General features: G+C 46.6%; 15 protein-coding genes. 6 read left to right on the plus strand and 9 right to left on the minus strand.

The window, feature by feature from the left end; genetic code table 11:
- Nucleotides 1–7: 7 nt before the first annotated feature.
- The gene (locus EDC63_RS10920) at nucleotides 8–781 is read left to right on the plus strand and encodes a M90 family metallopeptidase (protein WP_223248172.1); all 774 of its coding nucleotides are present in this window, start codon (nucleotides 8–10) and stop codon (nucleotides 779–781) included.
- Between the two features lie 174 nt (nucleotides 782–955).
- On the opposite strand, the gene EDC63_RS10925 is transcribed toward EDC63_RS10920, so the two are convergent.
- Together EDC63_RS10925 and EDC63_RS10930 are read right to left on the minus strand one after the other, a co-directional pair.
- Entirely contained in the window at nucleotides 956–2,989 is a 2,034-nt protein-coding gene (locus EDC63_RS10925) for a choice-of-anchor O protein (RefSeq protein ID WP_124945347.1), read from the minus strand.
- A gap of 91 nt (nucleotides 2,990–3,080) precedes the next feature.
- Nucleotides 3,081–3,332, minus strand: coding sequence for a hypothetical protein (locus EDC63_RS10930; RefSeq protein ID WP_124945348.1), 252 nt, complete (start codon nucleotides 3,330–3,332; stop codon nucleotides 3,081–3,083).
- Nucleotides 3,333–3,827: 495 nt separating this feature from the next.
- On the opposite strand from EDC63_RS10930, the gene EDC63_RS10935 reads away from it, so the two are divergent.
- Nucleotides 3,828–4,424 (plus strand): Crp/Fnr family transcriptional regulator, encoded by a 597-nt coding sequence (locus EDC63_RS10935; RefSeq protein WP_165922982.1) that lies wholly within the window; start codon nucleotides 3,828–3,830, stop codon nucleotides 4,422–4,424.
- Between the two features lie 147 nt (nucleotides 4,425–4,571).
- Here EDC63_RS10935 and EDC63_RS10940 read toward each other — a convergent pair whose 3' ends face one another.
- The 3 genes from EDC63_RS10940 to EDC63_RS10950 form a co-directional block, all read right to left on the minus strand.
- On the minus strand, nucleotides 4,572–5,246 hold the full coding sequence (locus tag EDC63_RS10940) for a spondin domain-containing protein (protein WP_165922983.1): 675 nt from the start codon (nucleotides 5,244–5,246) through the stop codon (nucleotides 4,572–4,574).
- Between the two features lie 148 nt (nucleotides 5,247–5,394).
- Nucleotides 5,395–6,879, minus strand: coding sequence for a sensor histidine kinase (locus tag EDC63_RS10945; RefSeq protein ID WP_124945351.1), 1,485 nt, complete (start codon nucleotides 6,877–6,879; stop codon nucleotides 5,395–5,397).
- A complete protein-coding gene (locus EDC63_RS10950) occupies nucleotides 6,876–7,586 on the minus strand; it encodes a response regulator transcription factor (protein ID WP_124945352.1) in 711 nt (236 codons plus the stop codon). The genes EDC63_RS10945 and EDC63_RS10950 overlap by 4 nt, the downstream gene beginning before the upstream one ends.
- 280 nt (nucleotides 7,587–7,866) lie before the next feature.
- Here EDC63_RS10950 and EDC63_RS10955 point away from each other — a divergent pair, with 280 nt between their 5' ends.
- From EDC63_RS10955 to slmA, 4 genes are all read left to right on the plus strand, one after another.
- Complete coding sequence (locus EDC63_RS10955; RefSeq protein ID WP_124945353.1) at nucleotides 7,867–8,295, plus strand: Hsp20/alpha crystallin family protein; 429 nt, start codon at nucleotides 7,867–7,869, stop codon at nucleotides 8,293–8,295.
- Between the two features lie 124 nt (nucleotides 8,296–8,419).
- Nucleotides 8,420–9,307, plus strand: coding sequence for an acetylglutamate kinase (argB, locus tag EDC63_RS10960; protein WP_124945354.1), 888 nt, complete (start codon nucleotides 8,420–8,422; stop codon nucleotides 9,305–9,307).
- A gap of 66 nt (nucleotides 9,308–9,373) precedes the next feature.
- Complete coding sequence (locus EDC63_RS10965; RefSeq protein ID WP_124945355.1) at nucleotides 9,374–10,024, plus strand: pyrimidine 5'-nucleotidase; 651 nt, start codon at nucleotides 9,374–9,376, stop codon at nucleotides 10,022–10,024.
- 35 nt (nucleotides 10,025–10,059) lie between these two features.
- On the plus strand, nucleotides 10,060–10,632 hold the full coding sequence (slmA, locus tag EDC63_RS10970) for a nucleoid occlusion factor SlmA (RefSeq protein ID WP_124945356.1): 573 nt from the start codon (nucleotides 10,060–10,062) through the stop codon (nucleotides 10,630–10,632).
- A gap of 91 nt (nucleotides 10,633–10,723) precedes the next feature.
- Here the strand turns inward: slmA and EDC63_RS10975 are convergent, their stop codons facing one another.
- The 4 genes from EDC63_RS10975 to EDC63_RS10990 form a co-directional block, all read right to left on the minus strand.
- Complete coding sequence (locus EDC63_RS10975; RefSeq protein ID WP_124945357.1) at nucleotides 10,724–11,476, minus strand: HesA/MoeB/ThiF family protein; 753 nt, start codon at nucleotides 11,474–11,476, stop codon at nucleotides 10,724–10,726.
- A gap of 93 nt (nucleotides 11,477–11,569) precedes the next feature.
- Nucleotides 11,570–11,965 (minus strand): hypothetical protein, encoded by a 396-nt coding sequence (locus EDC63_RS10980; RefSeq protein ID WP_124945358.1) that lies wholly within the window; start codon nucleotides 11,963–11,965, stop codon nucleotides 11,570–11,572.
- A 155-nt stretch (nucleotides 11,966–12,120) separates the two neighbouring features.
- Nucleotides 12,121–13,536, minus strand: coding sequence for a S41 family peptidase (locus EDC63_RS10985; RefSeq protein WP_124945359.1), 1,416 nt, complete (start codon nucleotides 13,534–13,536; stop codon nucleotides 12,121–12,123).
- 93 nt (nucleotides 13,537–13,629) lie between these two features.
- Complete coding sequence (locus EDC63_RS10990; RefSeq protein WP_124945360.1) at nucleotides 13,630–14,817, minus strand: murein hydrolase activator EnvC family protein; 1,188 nt, start codon at nucleotides 14,815–14,817, stop codon at nucleotides 13,630–13,632.
- Between the last annotated feature and the right edge of the window lie 3 nt (nucleotides 14,818–14,820).

Genomic DNA, 14,820 nt, shown 5'->3' on the forward strand with positions numbered 1-14,820 from the left:
AAATACTGTGAGATCATTTAGCGGTACGCTTCGGCGCTGGCGAATGCGTCGTATACTTCGACGAAATCCAATACCCCACCATATTTGGCATGGCGTGACACGACGCATAGTGGTGCTGAAAGGTTTGGATGCCGTTCAAATGGCACACCTGCGTGAACTCACAACATGGTTCCTGCATAACAAGTTGATTTATGGTGTGCAAGGTCTGGACGTGACGTTGTCGATGCGCGTAACCGTGGCGGCTCAAGCATGTTTGCTGATTTTGAATCTGGATACCGGATACTTTGATAATTGGGTCGAAGTCATCATTTACCCTGGCGCGTTTCGTGTTAATCATCAGCAGGCAGATGAGTTCGGCCTGATTCACCATGAAGCCACTGCGTTGTCGGGAGAGTCATGGTTGCGGGGTCCTGTAATCTTATCCTGGCCTGAGGTGGAACGCGACAGCTATCAACCGCATATTGGACATAACCTGGTGTTACACGAATTTGCCCATAAACTGGATGCCATGAATGGCGTGATGAACGGCTTGCCGCCGTTGCGGCGTAGTATGAGTCGAAAGCGTTGGGCCGAAGCTATGAGCGAAGCCTATGCTATATTGCAGCAAAATCTGGCATCATCCAGGAAAGCTTGCATTAATCCCTATGCAGCCACTAATCCGGCAGAATTCTTTGCCGTATTGAGTGAGTATTTTTTTACCGCACCAGGAATTTTGAAAGCAGCTTGCCCACGTGCATATAGGCAATTGGCATTGTTTTATCAGAAAGATTCCTCGAATTAAAATGCAGGGATAAGTTTGATGCGTTGAGCGAATTCATGTGCATGTCATTGTTATTTCTATGGGGTGGACCTATACAAATAAGTTTCACCGCTGGCGCACTATGAAAAAAGCGCCACCTGTAACCAGATGGCGCTTTTTTGAAACTGGTCTTTAAGACCAGGTATCGTGCATAATTTAACGATGGCGCATGCGACGTACAGCCAGACCGATCAGGCTCAGCCCAGCCAGCATTGGCAGTACTGGATCAAATGGTGCCTTGCCAGAAGCAATGATACAACCACCACCGCCACCACCACCGGCAGTCGTTGTTACCACTTGGTCAGGAACGGTACCTTCAGTTCCATTTCGGTAAATTACATCAGTCTGGCCTGTAGTCGCGTCACGCTGCATCCATAAAGCGCCCAGCGTCTTGCCATCTGGTGGTGAACGTAATTGCGCTTCGGACTGTTCGGTCACGCCACCAGCCAGCAGTTGTACAGTCTCGTAAGTAACCCCTTTGTCTGTGCTGCGGGTCATGTAGATGTCCCCCGGTACACTGACAGCAGCGTTAGTCTCAGTACCCCACGACACATACAAGATATTAAGGTTCTGCACATCCGAAAGATCGGCTGTGGCAGTACCAACTGGTAGCTTGATCGTACCCGGTGTCCCTACAAGGCGTGGCTCCACTACGCGAATTGTGTTGTCGGTGATGTTTGACATGTTCTTTCCGGCACTCCATGTCTCGCCACCATCGATGGAGCGGGTGATGAAAAAGTTGTATGTGTCCTGATACAGATCGGCCTGCGTCTTGTTTGGCGTTCGGTCGTAGGCAATAGCCGCGAATTCACCACGCAGAACGCCACGTTGTGCCAGAGCGTTGTCATCGTTACCCAAATTTGCTGTTGGATCACTCAAATTCTTGGCAGCGGCGAAAGGCTCAATATCGGTAGGCAAAAAGCCGGTGGAACCAGGGCGCAATGCCGTGTTTCTGATACCACGAAGCATGATGACGTCAGATGCGGCTGCAGCTGTAGTCAAACTGGTTTCACGCCATAGCAGCATCACGTGTACACCCTTGGTTGTCGCATTCAGAGCACCGGCATCGCCTCCGTCAGTCAAAGCTTCGTTGCCTTGCAGCAGAAAGCGAACGCGACGCGCACTGTTTGCAGGGTTACTAATTGGCGTGCCAGCACTGCTACTGTCGGGCGTGGCATAGGGGAAACTATGGTAAATGATTTGTTTGCCGGTGCTGCCACCGCCTTTTGTTTCCTCATAGGCAAGCACAGCCGTTCCACCGCTGATGGCCAGGTTGGCGCGCGATGCGCCAGGGTCACCCGCTGAAACACCCGTGTTGTCACTGACAACTGTTGGTGACGGAAATGGCGTGGTTGTATTTTCAAAGGCTGCTTTACTCAAAAACGTGTACCAGACGTTAGTGCCGGGGTTTACCGAAGCACCCGAAGCACCTTCACCAGGTCCTTCGGCTTCACCCAGTTTCAATCCTGCCGGATCAGCCTGATAGGTGATAGCGAAGCCACCAGTTGATGCGGTGTCTGACGTGTATTTCACATACCCGGCGGGCACATCTTCATCCGTGTCCAGAGAGCCATTGGTCAGGCGTTGCTTGATCCACGTTACCCCGCCATCGGCTGAGCGGGCTGTCCACAGGCACATGAATGGCTGGTGCAGTACAGTGTTGATGCGCTGTGCTGAAACTGGCCCTGCCAAGTCGCCAGCAACGTTGCCATTGTCGGTGCAGTCCGAACTGGTCCAGGTCAATAAAGCATCGGCACCTTTGCCACTACTGATCACACCCACTGGTGCAACGTAAATATTAGGTTTGTTATGGTTGATGGTATACGTGCCGGTGGTTAAAGTGGCAGGATCGGTGATTAAGCCTGTGGAAACGCCGCCACTGGTTGTGATTTTTTGTTGTGTCCAGGTTGCACCGTTATCAATAGAACGCGCAATCCAGATGTTCTGCGAACCCGCAGCGCCATCTGCATAGACCAGTATTTGCGCCTTGACATCATACTGTGCAGCTGCAGTACTGGACTTATATGAAATCCAGCCCATCTTGGCTTTATAGGCGTTATTGGCAGGGTCGCTCGTGGATACTACAACTGGAGCATCGAGTTGGATAAGTGTCGCAGCAATGGCAGCTGTAGCCACTGAAGCGGCAATGAGCGCAACGGTTATTTTGCTATAGTTTTTGTTGATTTTCATACGTTTTGCTCCAAAAAAATTGGGCAGGGTAGAAGCCCCTGATTTTAATAATTCGGTGTTAATTGATTAACTCTTTGTTCTTTATGAAGTTTTAATAATCCTCCTGGGCAGATTGAGAGCTAATTACCCAGCAGTCTGTCTGACTGCTGGCATTGGAAAATTCCGCACGCGAAGCATCAATTTGAGGCGTGGTTTCAAACAATATTTTTGAGTGGGGCTGATTGAATGAGAGAGCGATGGTCATCGCTGCATTAGTCTGCAGTATTTCAAGACTCTGGTCGCCTGTACCCTGTGACTGAACTTGTTTATGAGTCTGAAAAGAGGCAACTGCCGATTGATCCACCTATCCAGATTCAATTGAATAAAATGCCAACCTGTTGGGCACAGAAGTTTTTTACTGGCAAACATCACAAATACTCCCTGAAGTATTTTTTAAAAACCCAATATTGGGTTTTATTTAACCCAAAATAAAAATTGTATATTTATAAGGGTATTTTTTGACCCTATAGTAGCTAAGGTTAATTCTTCACGCATTGACAATTATCAATTTTCATGAACATTTGTTAATTAATATTGAAATATTTCTTTATGGGTTTATCTAGGGTGAACTGAACAACTAACTTGTTAAATCAAAGAAACAATTAGCCTGTATTTGCATTCACTGGCATAGTAATGAATTGAAGTGTTACTCAGGCAATCACTATTTACTGCTATGAAAGCTGGCAACAAAAAATCCAAGTGCATAAATAAGGTTTGGGAAGGTCGAGCGGACTGTGTCAATTGTTCAATAAAAAGCCAGGTGCTTTTCTCTCAGATCCCGGAGGAAAAGCTTAATGATATGTTGGTTAATATTGATAATATGACTTACCCGACAGGCAGTGTCCTTTATCAATCAGGGGAAACTGAAGGCGTTGTTTTCACAATCCGGCAGGGGCTTGTCAAGTTGGTGAGATATTTGCCAAATGGCACACAACGTGCCGTAAGATTGTTTGGGCAGGGAGATGTTGTGGGAATGGAAGCGCTGCTAGGTCAAGCTTATCAACACACTGCGGTAGTTATTAGAGAATCCAAACTATGTAAAATTCCACTTGAGACAATTCAACTCCTTAAAAAGGAGCATCCTGACTTGAACCAGCAGATTATGTTGCGCTTTCAGAAGCAGTTGAATGAAGCTGACCGTTTCATTACAGAATTCTCCACAGGTACAGCTGAAGCACGGCTTGCAAGGCTATTACTATTTTTAAATAGTCCGAATCACGGAGTTTCTTGCGATGTGGTTAGCAGGGAAGAAATGGGTGAAATATTGGGTATTACCACAGAAACAGCTAGCCGTATCATGGCGGACTTCAAACGTCGGAGAATTATTTTCGATGTCCAGGAGTTCGGCAATAATTGCGATTTGGCTGCGCTCCGCCATATTGCTGATGATGTATAAGTTAAGTAATGTAGATTGCTAAATGACGCAATTTATACTGAAGCATGCAGGTAACTTTATCAAGATAAGCCTGAAAAGTGGCGCGCATCTCCCACCTCTGCTCACGACATTTGCCGTGGCAGAGGTAGTTTTTATTACAAATATGGGTTAATCAATTCGCTTGATTTCGATTTGAGCCACAGGATTGCGCCAGTCCAATTGGGCAGCATTCAATGTTCCACCGCTAACGCTGTGGATTCCTTCATGCACATGAACATAGCCCTCTGGTGCAGCCGGATTGTGGTTGGTATCGCCGCATGGTGGGCCAGGGATAAAGGCGCAAGTGTCAGAATTTGCCTCACTTCCTGCATCGTACCCTTGCGCTTCTACAGTGACTGAACCTCGACTTGGTGCGCTTACTCCGCGTATTGCCATGAATCCATCATTGGTCGTGGCTAGCATAGCGCCAATAGAGATCTCAGGAAATTTTTTTGTGGTCTCAATTTCGATGGTCTGGGATGCACCAGGCAAAATTCCCCCGCTTCCCAGCACTGTCTTGTAAACAGATGGCATTGATGCAGCTGCGCTCAGTACCAGTGATCCGTTGCCAGCTTCTGCTAATTGGGCAAGTTCATAACTGGGTACGCCACCCAGGGTAAACATTTTGTAGTCGTCGTTGTGTGCAATGACTGCTGGTGGGGCGATGATCTGACCGCGTGTAATATTGGTAATGGTAATGGCGTAATGGCGAATTCCACCTTCATCTGCATAAGTTGCTGGAATCGAAAAAAATGCACTGGCGGTAATAGCGGCAGCCATGATTGATAATAGGGGTTTTTTCATGATGATCTCCTTGTGATTTAGAAATGTCGTTGGAAACGGGCCTGGCATCGTCTGCCTTATTCCGTTCAAATACATCATCGCAGCTTAAAATCACAGGGTTATCACGGAAATATCACATTTTTATCACAGCGTATAGATATTAACTTGATCAGGGCTTTGCTACAGGCAAAGTGAAAGAAAAAGTGGTTCCAACACTGACTTCACTTTGCACTTTTATTTCGCTGCCGTGGAGCTCCAGTATGCGTTTTGCAATGGCGAGCCCAAGGCCGGTTGAATCTGGTTGATGTCGGGAAATTCGTGACAGCCGGTATGCATGGTTGAATAGTAAGGGCAATTCATCGGGTGAAATGCCGCAACCGGTATCCGAGATGCTTACGTTAACTTTGTCGCGATGCAGAACCAGTGTTACCCATACACTGCCACCTGATGGCGTAAAACGTAGAGCATTGTCGATTAAATTTACAAGCACACGCTCAATCATGCCGATATCTGCCTGAACAAAAGGGAGCGTGGAACAGGGAGCAGAACTCAGGTGAATACCCCGTTTTTTGGCGGACAATTCCAGTTTCTGCACAACATCCTGAGCTAATTCACTCAATGAGAAATTTTCAGGAGCAGGTTGAACCTCATGGCATTCCAGTTTGGCCAGCTCAAAAAATTGACTGACCAGATAACCGAGACGATGGCTTTCATTGATAGCCGTTTCCAGGTATTTTTCCTGATCTTCACGCGTCAGGCAATTTGACTTGAGCTGCAATGTTTCCAGGTAACCCTGCATAGAGGTGAGCGGTGTACGAAGATCGTGTGAGATATTGGCCACCAGTTCGCGCCGCATGGTATCGGTCTGTTTAAGTAATTGTAATTGCTGCGCGATCTTTTCTGCCATTTCCTTGAAGGCAAAGGTAAGCTGATTAATTTCGTCAAATTGATTGCTGGATGTGTTTAACGCAAGCAGTTTTTGAGGTGCGTAGCTGTGCTGTTTGAAATGGGCAACTGAATGAGTCAGTTTACGTAAACGTTTGGTCAATACGCCAAATATGAGCAGGCCCGCAGCCGCAGCAATGGCGATTGCAAGCCCAATCATCCAGGCGCTTCCTCGCAAAACATAGCTACGTTGTAGTGCTTGTGAAATGGTGGAATACTCTTCGCTAGCCAGGATGATATAAAGATAACCTTGCGCACCTTTCAGATCAGTAATCTGGGCAACAGAAAAAATTTTACGTTGTGCAGGGTCACGTGGGTCATCCCCAAAAAGGGGAAGGGCAGCAGCACCCGTCAGAAAAGTCTGAATGGGCTGCATATCAATGCTGTTGCTTTTGACTTTGCCCGGTGGGGCCGAAAATGCCAGTATTTCCCCTTTGAGATTGATCAGATAGAGCTCAATGCTGGGGTTGATTACCATCAGCATATGGAATACTTCTTCCAATGCGGATTGGTTGACTCGGCCATCTTGTAAAAGAAGCTTTTCTTTCACAATGTGCTGTGCCAGATCACGATTCAGTTTTTGGCTGACCTCCTGTTGGTATAACGTAGTGGAATAATGGGTCACAGCCAGAAAGATCAAGCCGATCAGACACAGCAGCGCCAGCAAGGTAGCGGAAAGTTTGCCGTACAAGGTTTGCAGTATCTTCATCCCGGTAATGCATGCTGATCGCGAAATTTGTAACCTACACTCCAAACGGTCAGAATGTGCTGGGGCTTCGCTGGATTGGTTTCAATCTTGGTGCGAAGTCGGTTAATGTGAGAATTGACGGTATGCTCATACCCTTCATGCCCATACCCCCAAACTCTATCCAGTAGCTGAGCGCGTGTAAAAACCTGACCCGGATTTTGTACAAAGTACGACAGCAGATCAAATTCCTTCGCTGTCAGATCAACTGGTTTGCCTTCAACCACCACTTCATGCCGACCAAAGTCGATGCTGAGTTCTTTGGCTTGAATCAGGCGGATATCTTCAGGTTTGTTGCTCAGTGCATCCAGACGGCGGAAAATCGCTTTAACCCGGGCGACCAGTTCCATAATGCTGAAAGGCTTGGTGAGGTAGTCGTCTGCCCCAATTTCCAGTCCCAGCACCCGGTCAATTTCAGAAGATCGGGCTGTTAACATTAAAATAGGCACGTAATTTGACTGGCTGCGAAGATGGCGACATATGTCCAGCCCGCTCATGCCGGGGAGCATCAGATCAAGGATCACCATGTCAAATTCCCCAGCCTCAGCCTGGGATAAACCGTCTGTTCCCGTTCTTTCCACAACAACCGTATGCCCAAGATCACGTAGATGGAGTTCAACCAGGTAAGCAATTTCAGGGTTATCTTCGACGATAAGAATTTTACGATTCATGACCACCTATCCTCTGACCACTTTGTATTCCAGTTAATAAATGAACAGCCTAATATCCCTAGACTGGGGGATTTAGAAAGCCCACAAGTTAGTCGATTGAAAATAGCATTCCTTACATTTGTAGGGCTGAGCGTAATGAAACTAGCTGTTATTTAGTATTCAGGCTGCTATAAATAAATACTGAGGTATTGAATAGAAAAAAATAGTCCCTATATCAATACTAGAAGGGCGCATAAGCGCAGTCATTCATTTTTATCTGGAATAAACGAAGGAGAAAGCAATGTCTAATTTAGTTCGTCGCGATCCATTTGCTCTTGATGATGTGTTCGATGATTTGTTCAAAGGTTTTTTTGTGCGTCCGGTCCATTTTGAAGGGCAGCAGCAAGTCCAGATTAAGACAGACGTGAAGGAAGATGATAAATCCTATACCATTCATGCTGAAATTCCTGGCGTAAAGAAGGAAGATATTCAAATATCTATTGATGGTAACCAGGTATCAATCAGCGCCGAAGTGAAAAAAGAGACAGAAGAAAAAGAAGGTGAAAAGCTGTTGCGCAGTGAGCGTTATTTTGGTCAGGCTTATCGCAGTTATACGCTGGGCCAGGATATTGATGACAGCGCAGCGCAAGCAAAGTACACAGATGGCATTCTTGAACTGACGCTGCCTAAAAAAGCGGCATCTTCAGCTAAAAAGCTGACTGTTCAGTAACATTGACTGTCTGAATCCAAAGCCTCTTACCCTTAACCAGGGCAAGAGGCTTTTTTGTTTTGCCTTACTCGGTGTAAAATGAACGGGTTAACGGATGCCGTTCAATAAATCTCAAAGGCCCTTCATGTCGCTCAATCCATCCACTGCAATAGAAAAAGCACAGGTACTGTCCGAAGCCCTCCCTTATATCCAGCGGTTTTTTGATAAAACTATCGTAATCAAATATGGCGGCAATGCCATGACAGACGAAAAGCTCAAACAGGGATTTGCTCGCGATGTTGTCTTGCTGAAAACTGTGGGTATGAACCCCGTGGTGGTGCACGGTGGCGGCCCCCAAATCAACGATTTGCTTAAGCGCGTGGGAAAGCAGGGCGAATTTATTCAGGGCATGCGCGTGACAGACCGCGAAACCATGGACGTGGTGGAAATGGTGTTGGGCGGGTTGGTAAACAAGGAAATCGTTAATCTGATCAATCAGAATGGTGGTAAGGCTGTGGGTCTCACCGGCAAGGACGGAGGCTTTATTCGTGCCCGAAAAATGATGGTGAAAAATGTTGATAAGCCGGGTGAAAACATTGATATCGGTCATGTCGGCGAAGTCACTGAAATTTTCCCGGAACTGGTTTCCTTGCTGGATTCCAGAGATTTTATCCCAGTAATCGCGCCGATTGGTGTCGGCGAGCATGGTGAGGCCTACAATATCAATGCCGATCTGGTGGCAGGTAAACTGGCTGAAACCTTAAAGGCAGAAAAGCTTATTTTACTGACTAATACAGCGGGTGTGCTGGATAAAGAAGGCAAGCTGCTAACCGGGTTGACTGCAGCCAGAGTAGACGAACTGATTGCCAATGGCACCATCAGCGGCGGGATGATTCCTAAAATTTCAACAGCACTGGACGCGGTAAAAAATGGAGTAAAGAGCAGCCATATCATTGATGGCAGGGTAGAGCATGCCTTGCTGCTGGAGATTCTCACCGATCAAGGGGTTGGCACACTGATTCGCGCCAATTAACAAAGAGCTGGCAACGGTTTCGTTAGTCTGTGGCAGCTAAGCCAAAATAAAGCGTATTGGAAAAAATTGAAATCCTGTAAAACCTGGGTGTTTGATCTCGACAATACGCTACACAATGCCTCGCCGCATATTTTTCCTCATATTAATCGGGCCATGACCGATTATTTGAAAACTCATTTAGGGCTGGAAGAAGAGGAGGCCAATCAGTTGCGGATGCAGTATTGGCATCGCTATGGCGCCACTCTGTCAGGACTGATCAGGCATCATAATACGGATCCCCACCATTTTCTCTGGCACACTCACCAATTTCCTGCGTTGGGGAAAATGCTTCAGTCCGAGAAAATTTTGCGGCACACACTCAATAATCTGCCCGGTCAGAAAGTATTGTTTTCCAATGCGCCGGCACATTATTCTCAAGCGGTTTTACGATTGCTGAATATCTCGGATTTATTTCAAAAGGTATTTACCATTGAATCTACACGGTTTCGGCCAAAGCCGGATAGCTATGGATTTTATCGGCTATTCAGACAAATGCAGTTGCTCCCAAAGCAATGTATTATGGTAGAAGATACACTTGTAAATCTAAAAATAGCCAAAAAACTTGGCATGAAAACGGTATGGGTGAGTCCGTTGGTCAAGTGTCCGAGCTATGTGGATGTGAGTGTGAGATCCGTAACACAATTGCCTAAAATGCTGCATCATTTAGGACATTTCTAAAATATCTGTCAGACAAGAGCGAAAGGGGAGTTTTAATGGCTGCAAAACCGGGTGAAAGGAAAATGCAAATTCTGCAAACCTTGGCAGAAATGCTGCAAAAACCACAAGGCACAAAAATCACAACCGCTGCGCTTGCCGCTAAGCTGGATGTGTCAGAAGCTGCACTTTACCGACATTTTGCCAGCAAAGCGCAAATGTTCGAAGGGTTGATTGAGTTTATCGAGCAAACGTTGTTTGGGTTGATCAATAAAATCACCGTTGATGAGCAGTCGGGTGTTAAACAACTGGAAGCGACGTTATCGTTACTGTTGGCATTCCCCAAAAAAAATCCCGGTATGACCCGCGTTCTGATTGGCGATGCGCTGGTCAACGAAGATGAACGTCTGCAGGTGAGGATCAATCAATTGCATGATCGTCTGGAAGCAACTATACGACAAAGTCTGCGTATTGCAGCAACGCAACAGGAAATTGCCAGTAATATCGATGCAGGCGCACAGGCTAATTTGATTATCTGTTATGTGATTGGTCGTTGGCATCAGTTTGCCAAGAGCGGCTTTAAACGCGAGCCTATGGAATATTGGCAAGCGCAGTGGCCACAGTTGCTATAACTGGTTAAAGGGCAGCTTGAATCAGCTAAAAATTGAAATGGATGCTTGTCTTTTTACAGGAATGACTTTGTTTTCTGTTGTGAGCATCTGATTATTTATCGGAGCCGCACACCGGGCAAGCCTGATCTTTTTTTAGTTTGATTGACCGCCATTCCATTGTGAGTGCATCCAGTAAAAGCAGACGGCCTTGCAGTGTTTGACCGATGCCCATTAACAGTTTGAGGGCTTCGGCAGCCTGCATGGTGCCGATGATCCCTACCAGGGGTGAAAAAACCCCGTTCTCCGCACAACGCACTTCATCCGCACCCTCAGTTTCAGGGAATAGACAATGGTAACAAGGGCTATCTCCCTCGCGTAAGTTGAAAACCGTAATTTGTCCGTCAAATCTAACAGCAGCACCCGAAACCAGTGGTTTTTTATGAACCACACACGCGCGATTCACGGCATGACGCGTTGCAAAATTATCGCTAGCATCCAGCACCACATCCGCACTGCTGACCAGTTGCATTAATTCGGCTTCATCAATACGTCGGGGTAGTGCTGTCACAATAATTTCGGGGTTGATAGCCAGTAAAGATTGTTTGGCGGAATCAGCCTTATTCAATCCGACTGCTTCAGTACGGTGAACAATCTGGCGTTGCAGATTGGTGAGGTCGACTACATCCCCATCACAAACCGTCAACTTGCCGACGCCGCTGGCTGCCAGGTAGAGCGCGACTGGAGAGCCAAGGCCCCCTGCACCAATAATCAAGGCGTGGGATTGCGATAATTTCTCCTGCCCTTCAATTCCGATCTGGGGAAGCAGAATGTGCCGGCTATATCGTAGAAGCTGATTGTCATTCATTGGAAGTTGTTGCTGGATTGGCTCGAAGTGCTTAAAAAGGGATGCTATTCAGACATCAGCTAAGATAATTCAAGATTTTGACTGACTTGCTTGTTATCGATATTCCCGCCACTCAACAGGGGTATCATCATGATCGCCGTGGGGGTGGTGTTCGTAAGCCTGCACAAAGATCTGATGGTTTTTAGTCTGTCTTTCAGGAACTTTTAAATTGTGCCGCTGAATGTCTTCACAGTAATAGGCCAGTGCACGTTTTATTTTCTGCAACAAACTATTGTCCAGATGAAAGTTTTGTTCAATTAATGCATTTTCAATGCCTTTAAGCGTGAAATGCATTACATCGTACTTAACGATTACCGCATATTTATGAGGGGAGAGTTCTACTTCGATATCGCTCAGGCCGCCTAACAGCATAAGAACCTGCTCAGCCTGATTCGGAGGAAGCGGGCTGAACATGATTTCTCTGGTCTTGATCAAATCACAAGGCTGCATGATGCGTAGTCCCCTTGGGTTGCGGCATCGCGCTATGGGGTGCCGCAAATGTGCAGGGCAACAAGCCCTTCATTCTTTATGGGTTCAGTATAGCCGAAAACCTACCATAAAGAATATGCCTTCATACTTTAATGTTGGCGCACCCCAAACCGTTGTTATTTGTTTTGTAGTATTTGCAATCCTTTCAACAGATTTAGCGCCTGGTTCAGCTGATAATCATTTTTGGAAATGACTTCTGTTGGATCAATTTTTTCATTAGCGCCGCCTTTGCCTTTTGCAGGCTTGGTTTTTTCTGGTTCAGCAGGCTTTGCCACTGGTGCGGCAGTTTTGCCATCGTCTTTCAGTCCGTTGGACAAATGGCGTTCCAGATCCGCTTCACGCAGGCTTAATGAAGGATCTTTGGATTCACCATTAATAGTCGCTTCTTCCACTACGATGTCTGGCGTAATACCTTTGGCCTGGATAGAGCGCCCACCTGGCGTGTAATACCGTGCAGTGGTTAGCTTGATAGCTGTGCCATTTCCTAAAGGGAGTACGGTTTGCACTGAACCTTTGCCAAAAGACTGGGTGCCCATAACAATGGAACGCTTATGATCCTGCAAAGCACCTGCAACGATTTCAGAAGCAGAAGCTGAACCGCCATTCATCAATGTGATCAATGGAATATTCTTGATAGAAGGCGGAAGATGTTTTAGAAAATCGTCTTGAGCACCGCGCAGATAGTTCTCTTTGCTGGCTGTCAATTTCATTTTGGCATCTTCACTTCTGCCTTCAGTGTAAACAACCAGTGCATTGGGCTGCAAGAAAGCAGCAGAAACTGCCACGGCAGAGTTCAACAAGCCACCCGGATCGTTACGCAAATCCAAAACCATTCCTTTTAAGGGAGCTTTGTTTTCCTTGTACAGGGTATCAATGGCCTTTGCCAGATCTTCACCTGTGTGCTCCTGAAACTGGGTAATACGGATATAGCCATAGCCTGGCTCTGCCAGTTTGAATTTCACGCTCTTGATTTGAATAACTGCGCGCGTCAAAGTGATCACGAGCGGTTTAGATTCAGTCTTGCGTAATACGGTCAGGGTAATCTGGGTGTTGGGTTTGCCACGCATACGTTTGACAGCGTCATTTAGCGTCATGCCCTTGATGGGTGTGTCATCCAGTTTGATAATCAAATCACCACTTTTAATGCCGGAGCGGAAAGCGGGAGTATCTTCAATGGGAGAAACAACTTTAACAAAGCCATCTTCCATACCCACTTCAATACCCAAGCCACCAACTTCGCCTTGCGTACCCACTTGCAGGTCTTTGAAAGCGTCAGTGTCCAGATAGGCGGAATGCGGATCAAGGCCGGACAGCATGCCATTAATCGCTTCGCTGAATAACTTCTTGTCTGTTACCGGTTCAACATAATCACTTTTAATTTTGCCAAACACTTCAGAAAAAGCGCGCAAATCATCAATTGGCAGCGGGGCTGAAGTTTCTTTATCTGCGATAGCAGAATAATTCAGACTTAGCATGATGCCCAGTACAGCGCCGAATGATATTAAACCTACTTGTTGCAACTTGCTGCGCATTCCGATCCCCTATAAAAAATTGCATACGCCAAAAGAGTTTACACTAAAATAAGCAGGCGTATAAATGAAGATATCAGTCATTTGTTCAAAATTTCAATGCACCCAGCTTAGCGGATCAAAAGGCTTGCTCTGGTAACGTAACTCAAAATAAAGTCCTGCGGTGGGATTGCCGCCGCTATTGCCGACTGTCGCGATTGTATCGCCGGCGCGGATGGCATCCCCAGCCTGTTTATATAAAGACTCGTTGTTCCCGTAAAGGCTCATGTAACTGTTACCGTGGTCCACAATGATCAGATTGCCAAACCCCCGTAGCCAATCAGCAAACACCACGGTGCCGCTGGCCACACTTTTCACAGGCTGGCCGCTGTGTGCCTTGATAAACAGGCCTTTCCATTGTGCGCCGCTATCTTCTCTTTGGCTGCCGAAACGATTGGTTAGTTCCCCGGTGACGGGTAAATTCATTTTGCCTTTGAGACGCAGGAAAGGCGTGTCAGCGACGGAGGCATCAGGCGTTTTGTTGATAACCAGCTTGGATGAAGGAGCAGGAGTGGGAGCGGGTGTAGGTTTAGGTGGTCTTCTGGCGGCAATTTTGCTGAGTTTTTCGATCAGGCTGGTTAAGCGTTTTTCATCCCGCTGCAAACGGTTTACTTCTTTGCGTTGACTGTCAATCTGTTTGGCAATGCGGCTCAGGACTTGTTTTCGGCTGTTTTGCTCGGCCTCAAGCTGCTTTTGTTGTGCAATATGTTCATTCCTGATTCGCGACATTTCGAGATTTTTTTCCTCAGTACGCTGACTGAGTGATGCAAGTTGTGTCAGGTTCGTTTGCAATGACTGGATCAGATCGGCCCGGGCGCGTGCGATAAATGAAAAATAATACAGTTGGCGTGCAATCTGATTGGGGTCTTTCTGGTTCAACAGTGCAGTCATATGATCTTGTGGACCATGCAGGTATTGTTGATAAAGAATCTGGTTAACTTGCTCCTGGAGCGTTTTGATTTCGTTTTGGGTTTTTTGACTTTCAGCATCTAATTGCGTAAGGGCAAGCTTGACTTCGTTTTGCTTTTGCGAGAGTTCATGCAGGCTACGAGCAAGTTTGCTGATGGTTTGTTCAGATTGTTTCAGTTCGTCAGCGGCTTCACTGCGCGTTTCTTCTGCCGTATTGATATCTTTCTTGAGGGTTTCTATGCGACCCCGTACATCTTGAAGTTCCTTCTTTGGTGCCGCGTGCAAAGGGAAAGTTAATGTGCAAGCAATTGCGATAATGAAGAGTCTTTTATACAAGTT

It is taken from the genome of Sulfurirhabdus autotrophica, from assembly GCF_004346685.1.
GTDB classification, from domain to species: domain Bacteria; phylum Pseudomonadota; class Gammaproteobacteria; order Burkholderiales; family SMCO01; genus Sulfurirhabdus; species Sulfurirhabdus autotrophica.

Excerpts from the sequence above, each read along its gene's own strand:
- EDC63_RS10950 (WP_124945352.1), bottom strand. The coding sequence starts at position 7,586 with ATGAATCGTAAAATTCTTATCGTCGAAGATAACCCTGAAATTGCTTAC.
- EDC63_RS10945 (WP_124945351.1), bottom strand. The coding sequence starts at position 6,879 with ATGAAGATACTGCAAACCTTGTACGGCAAACTTTCCGCTACCTTGCTG.
- EDC63_RS10975 (WP_124945357.1), bottom strand. The coding sequence starts at position 11,476 with ATGAATGACAATCAGCTTCTACGATATAGCCGGCACATTCTGCTTCCC.
- slmA (WP_124945356.1), top strand. The coding sequence starts at position 10,060 with ATGGCTGCAAAACCGGGTGAAAGGAAAATGCAAATTCTGCAAACCTTG.
- argB (WP_124945354.1), top strand. The coding sequence starts at position 8,420 with ATGTCGCTCAATCCATCCACTGCAATAGAAAAAGCACAGGTACTGTCC.
- EDC63_RS10980 (WP_124945358.1), bottom strand. The coding sequence starts at position 11,965 with ATGCAGCCTTGTGATTTGATCAAGACCAGAGAAATCATGTTCAGCCCG.
- EDC63_RS10935 (WP_165922982.1), top strand. The coding sequence starts at position 3,828 with ATGTTGGTTAATATTGATAATATGACTTACCCGACAGGCAGTGTCCTT.
- EDC63_RS10955 (WP_124945353.1), top strand. The coding sequence starts at position 7,867 with ATGTCTAATTTAGTTCGTCGCGATCCATTTGCTCTTGATGATGTGTTC.
- EDC63_RS10925 (WP_124945347.1), bottom strand. The coding sequence starts at position 2,989 with ATGAAAATCAACAAAAACTATAGCAAAATAACCGTTGCGCTCATTGCC.
- EDC63_RS10940 (WP_165922983.1), bottom strand. The coding sequence starts at position 5,246 with ATGAAAAAACCCCTATTATCAATCATGGCTGCCGCTATTACCGCCAGT.
- EDC63_RS10985 (WP_124945359.1), bottom strand. The coding sequence starts at position 13,536 with ATGCGCAGCAAGTTGCAACAAGTAGGTTTAATATCATTCGGCGCTGTA.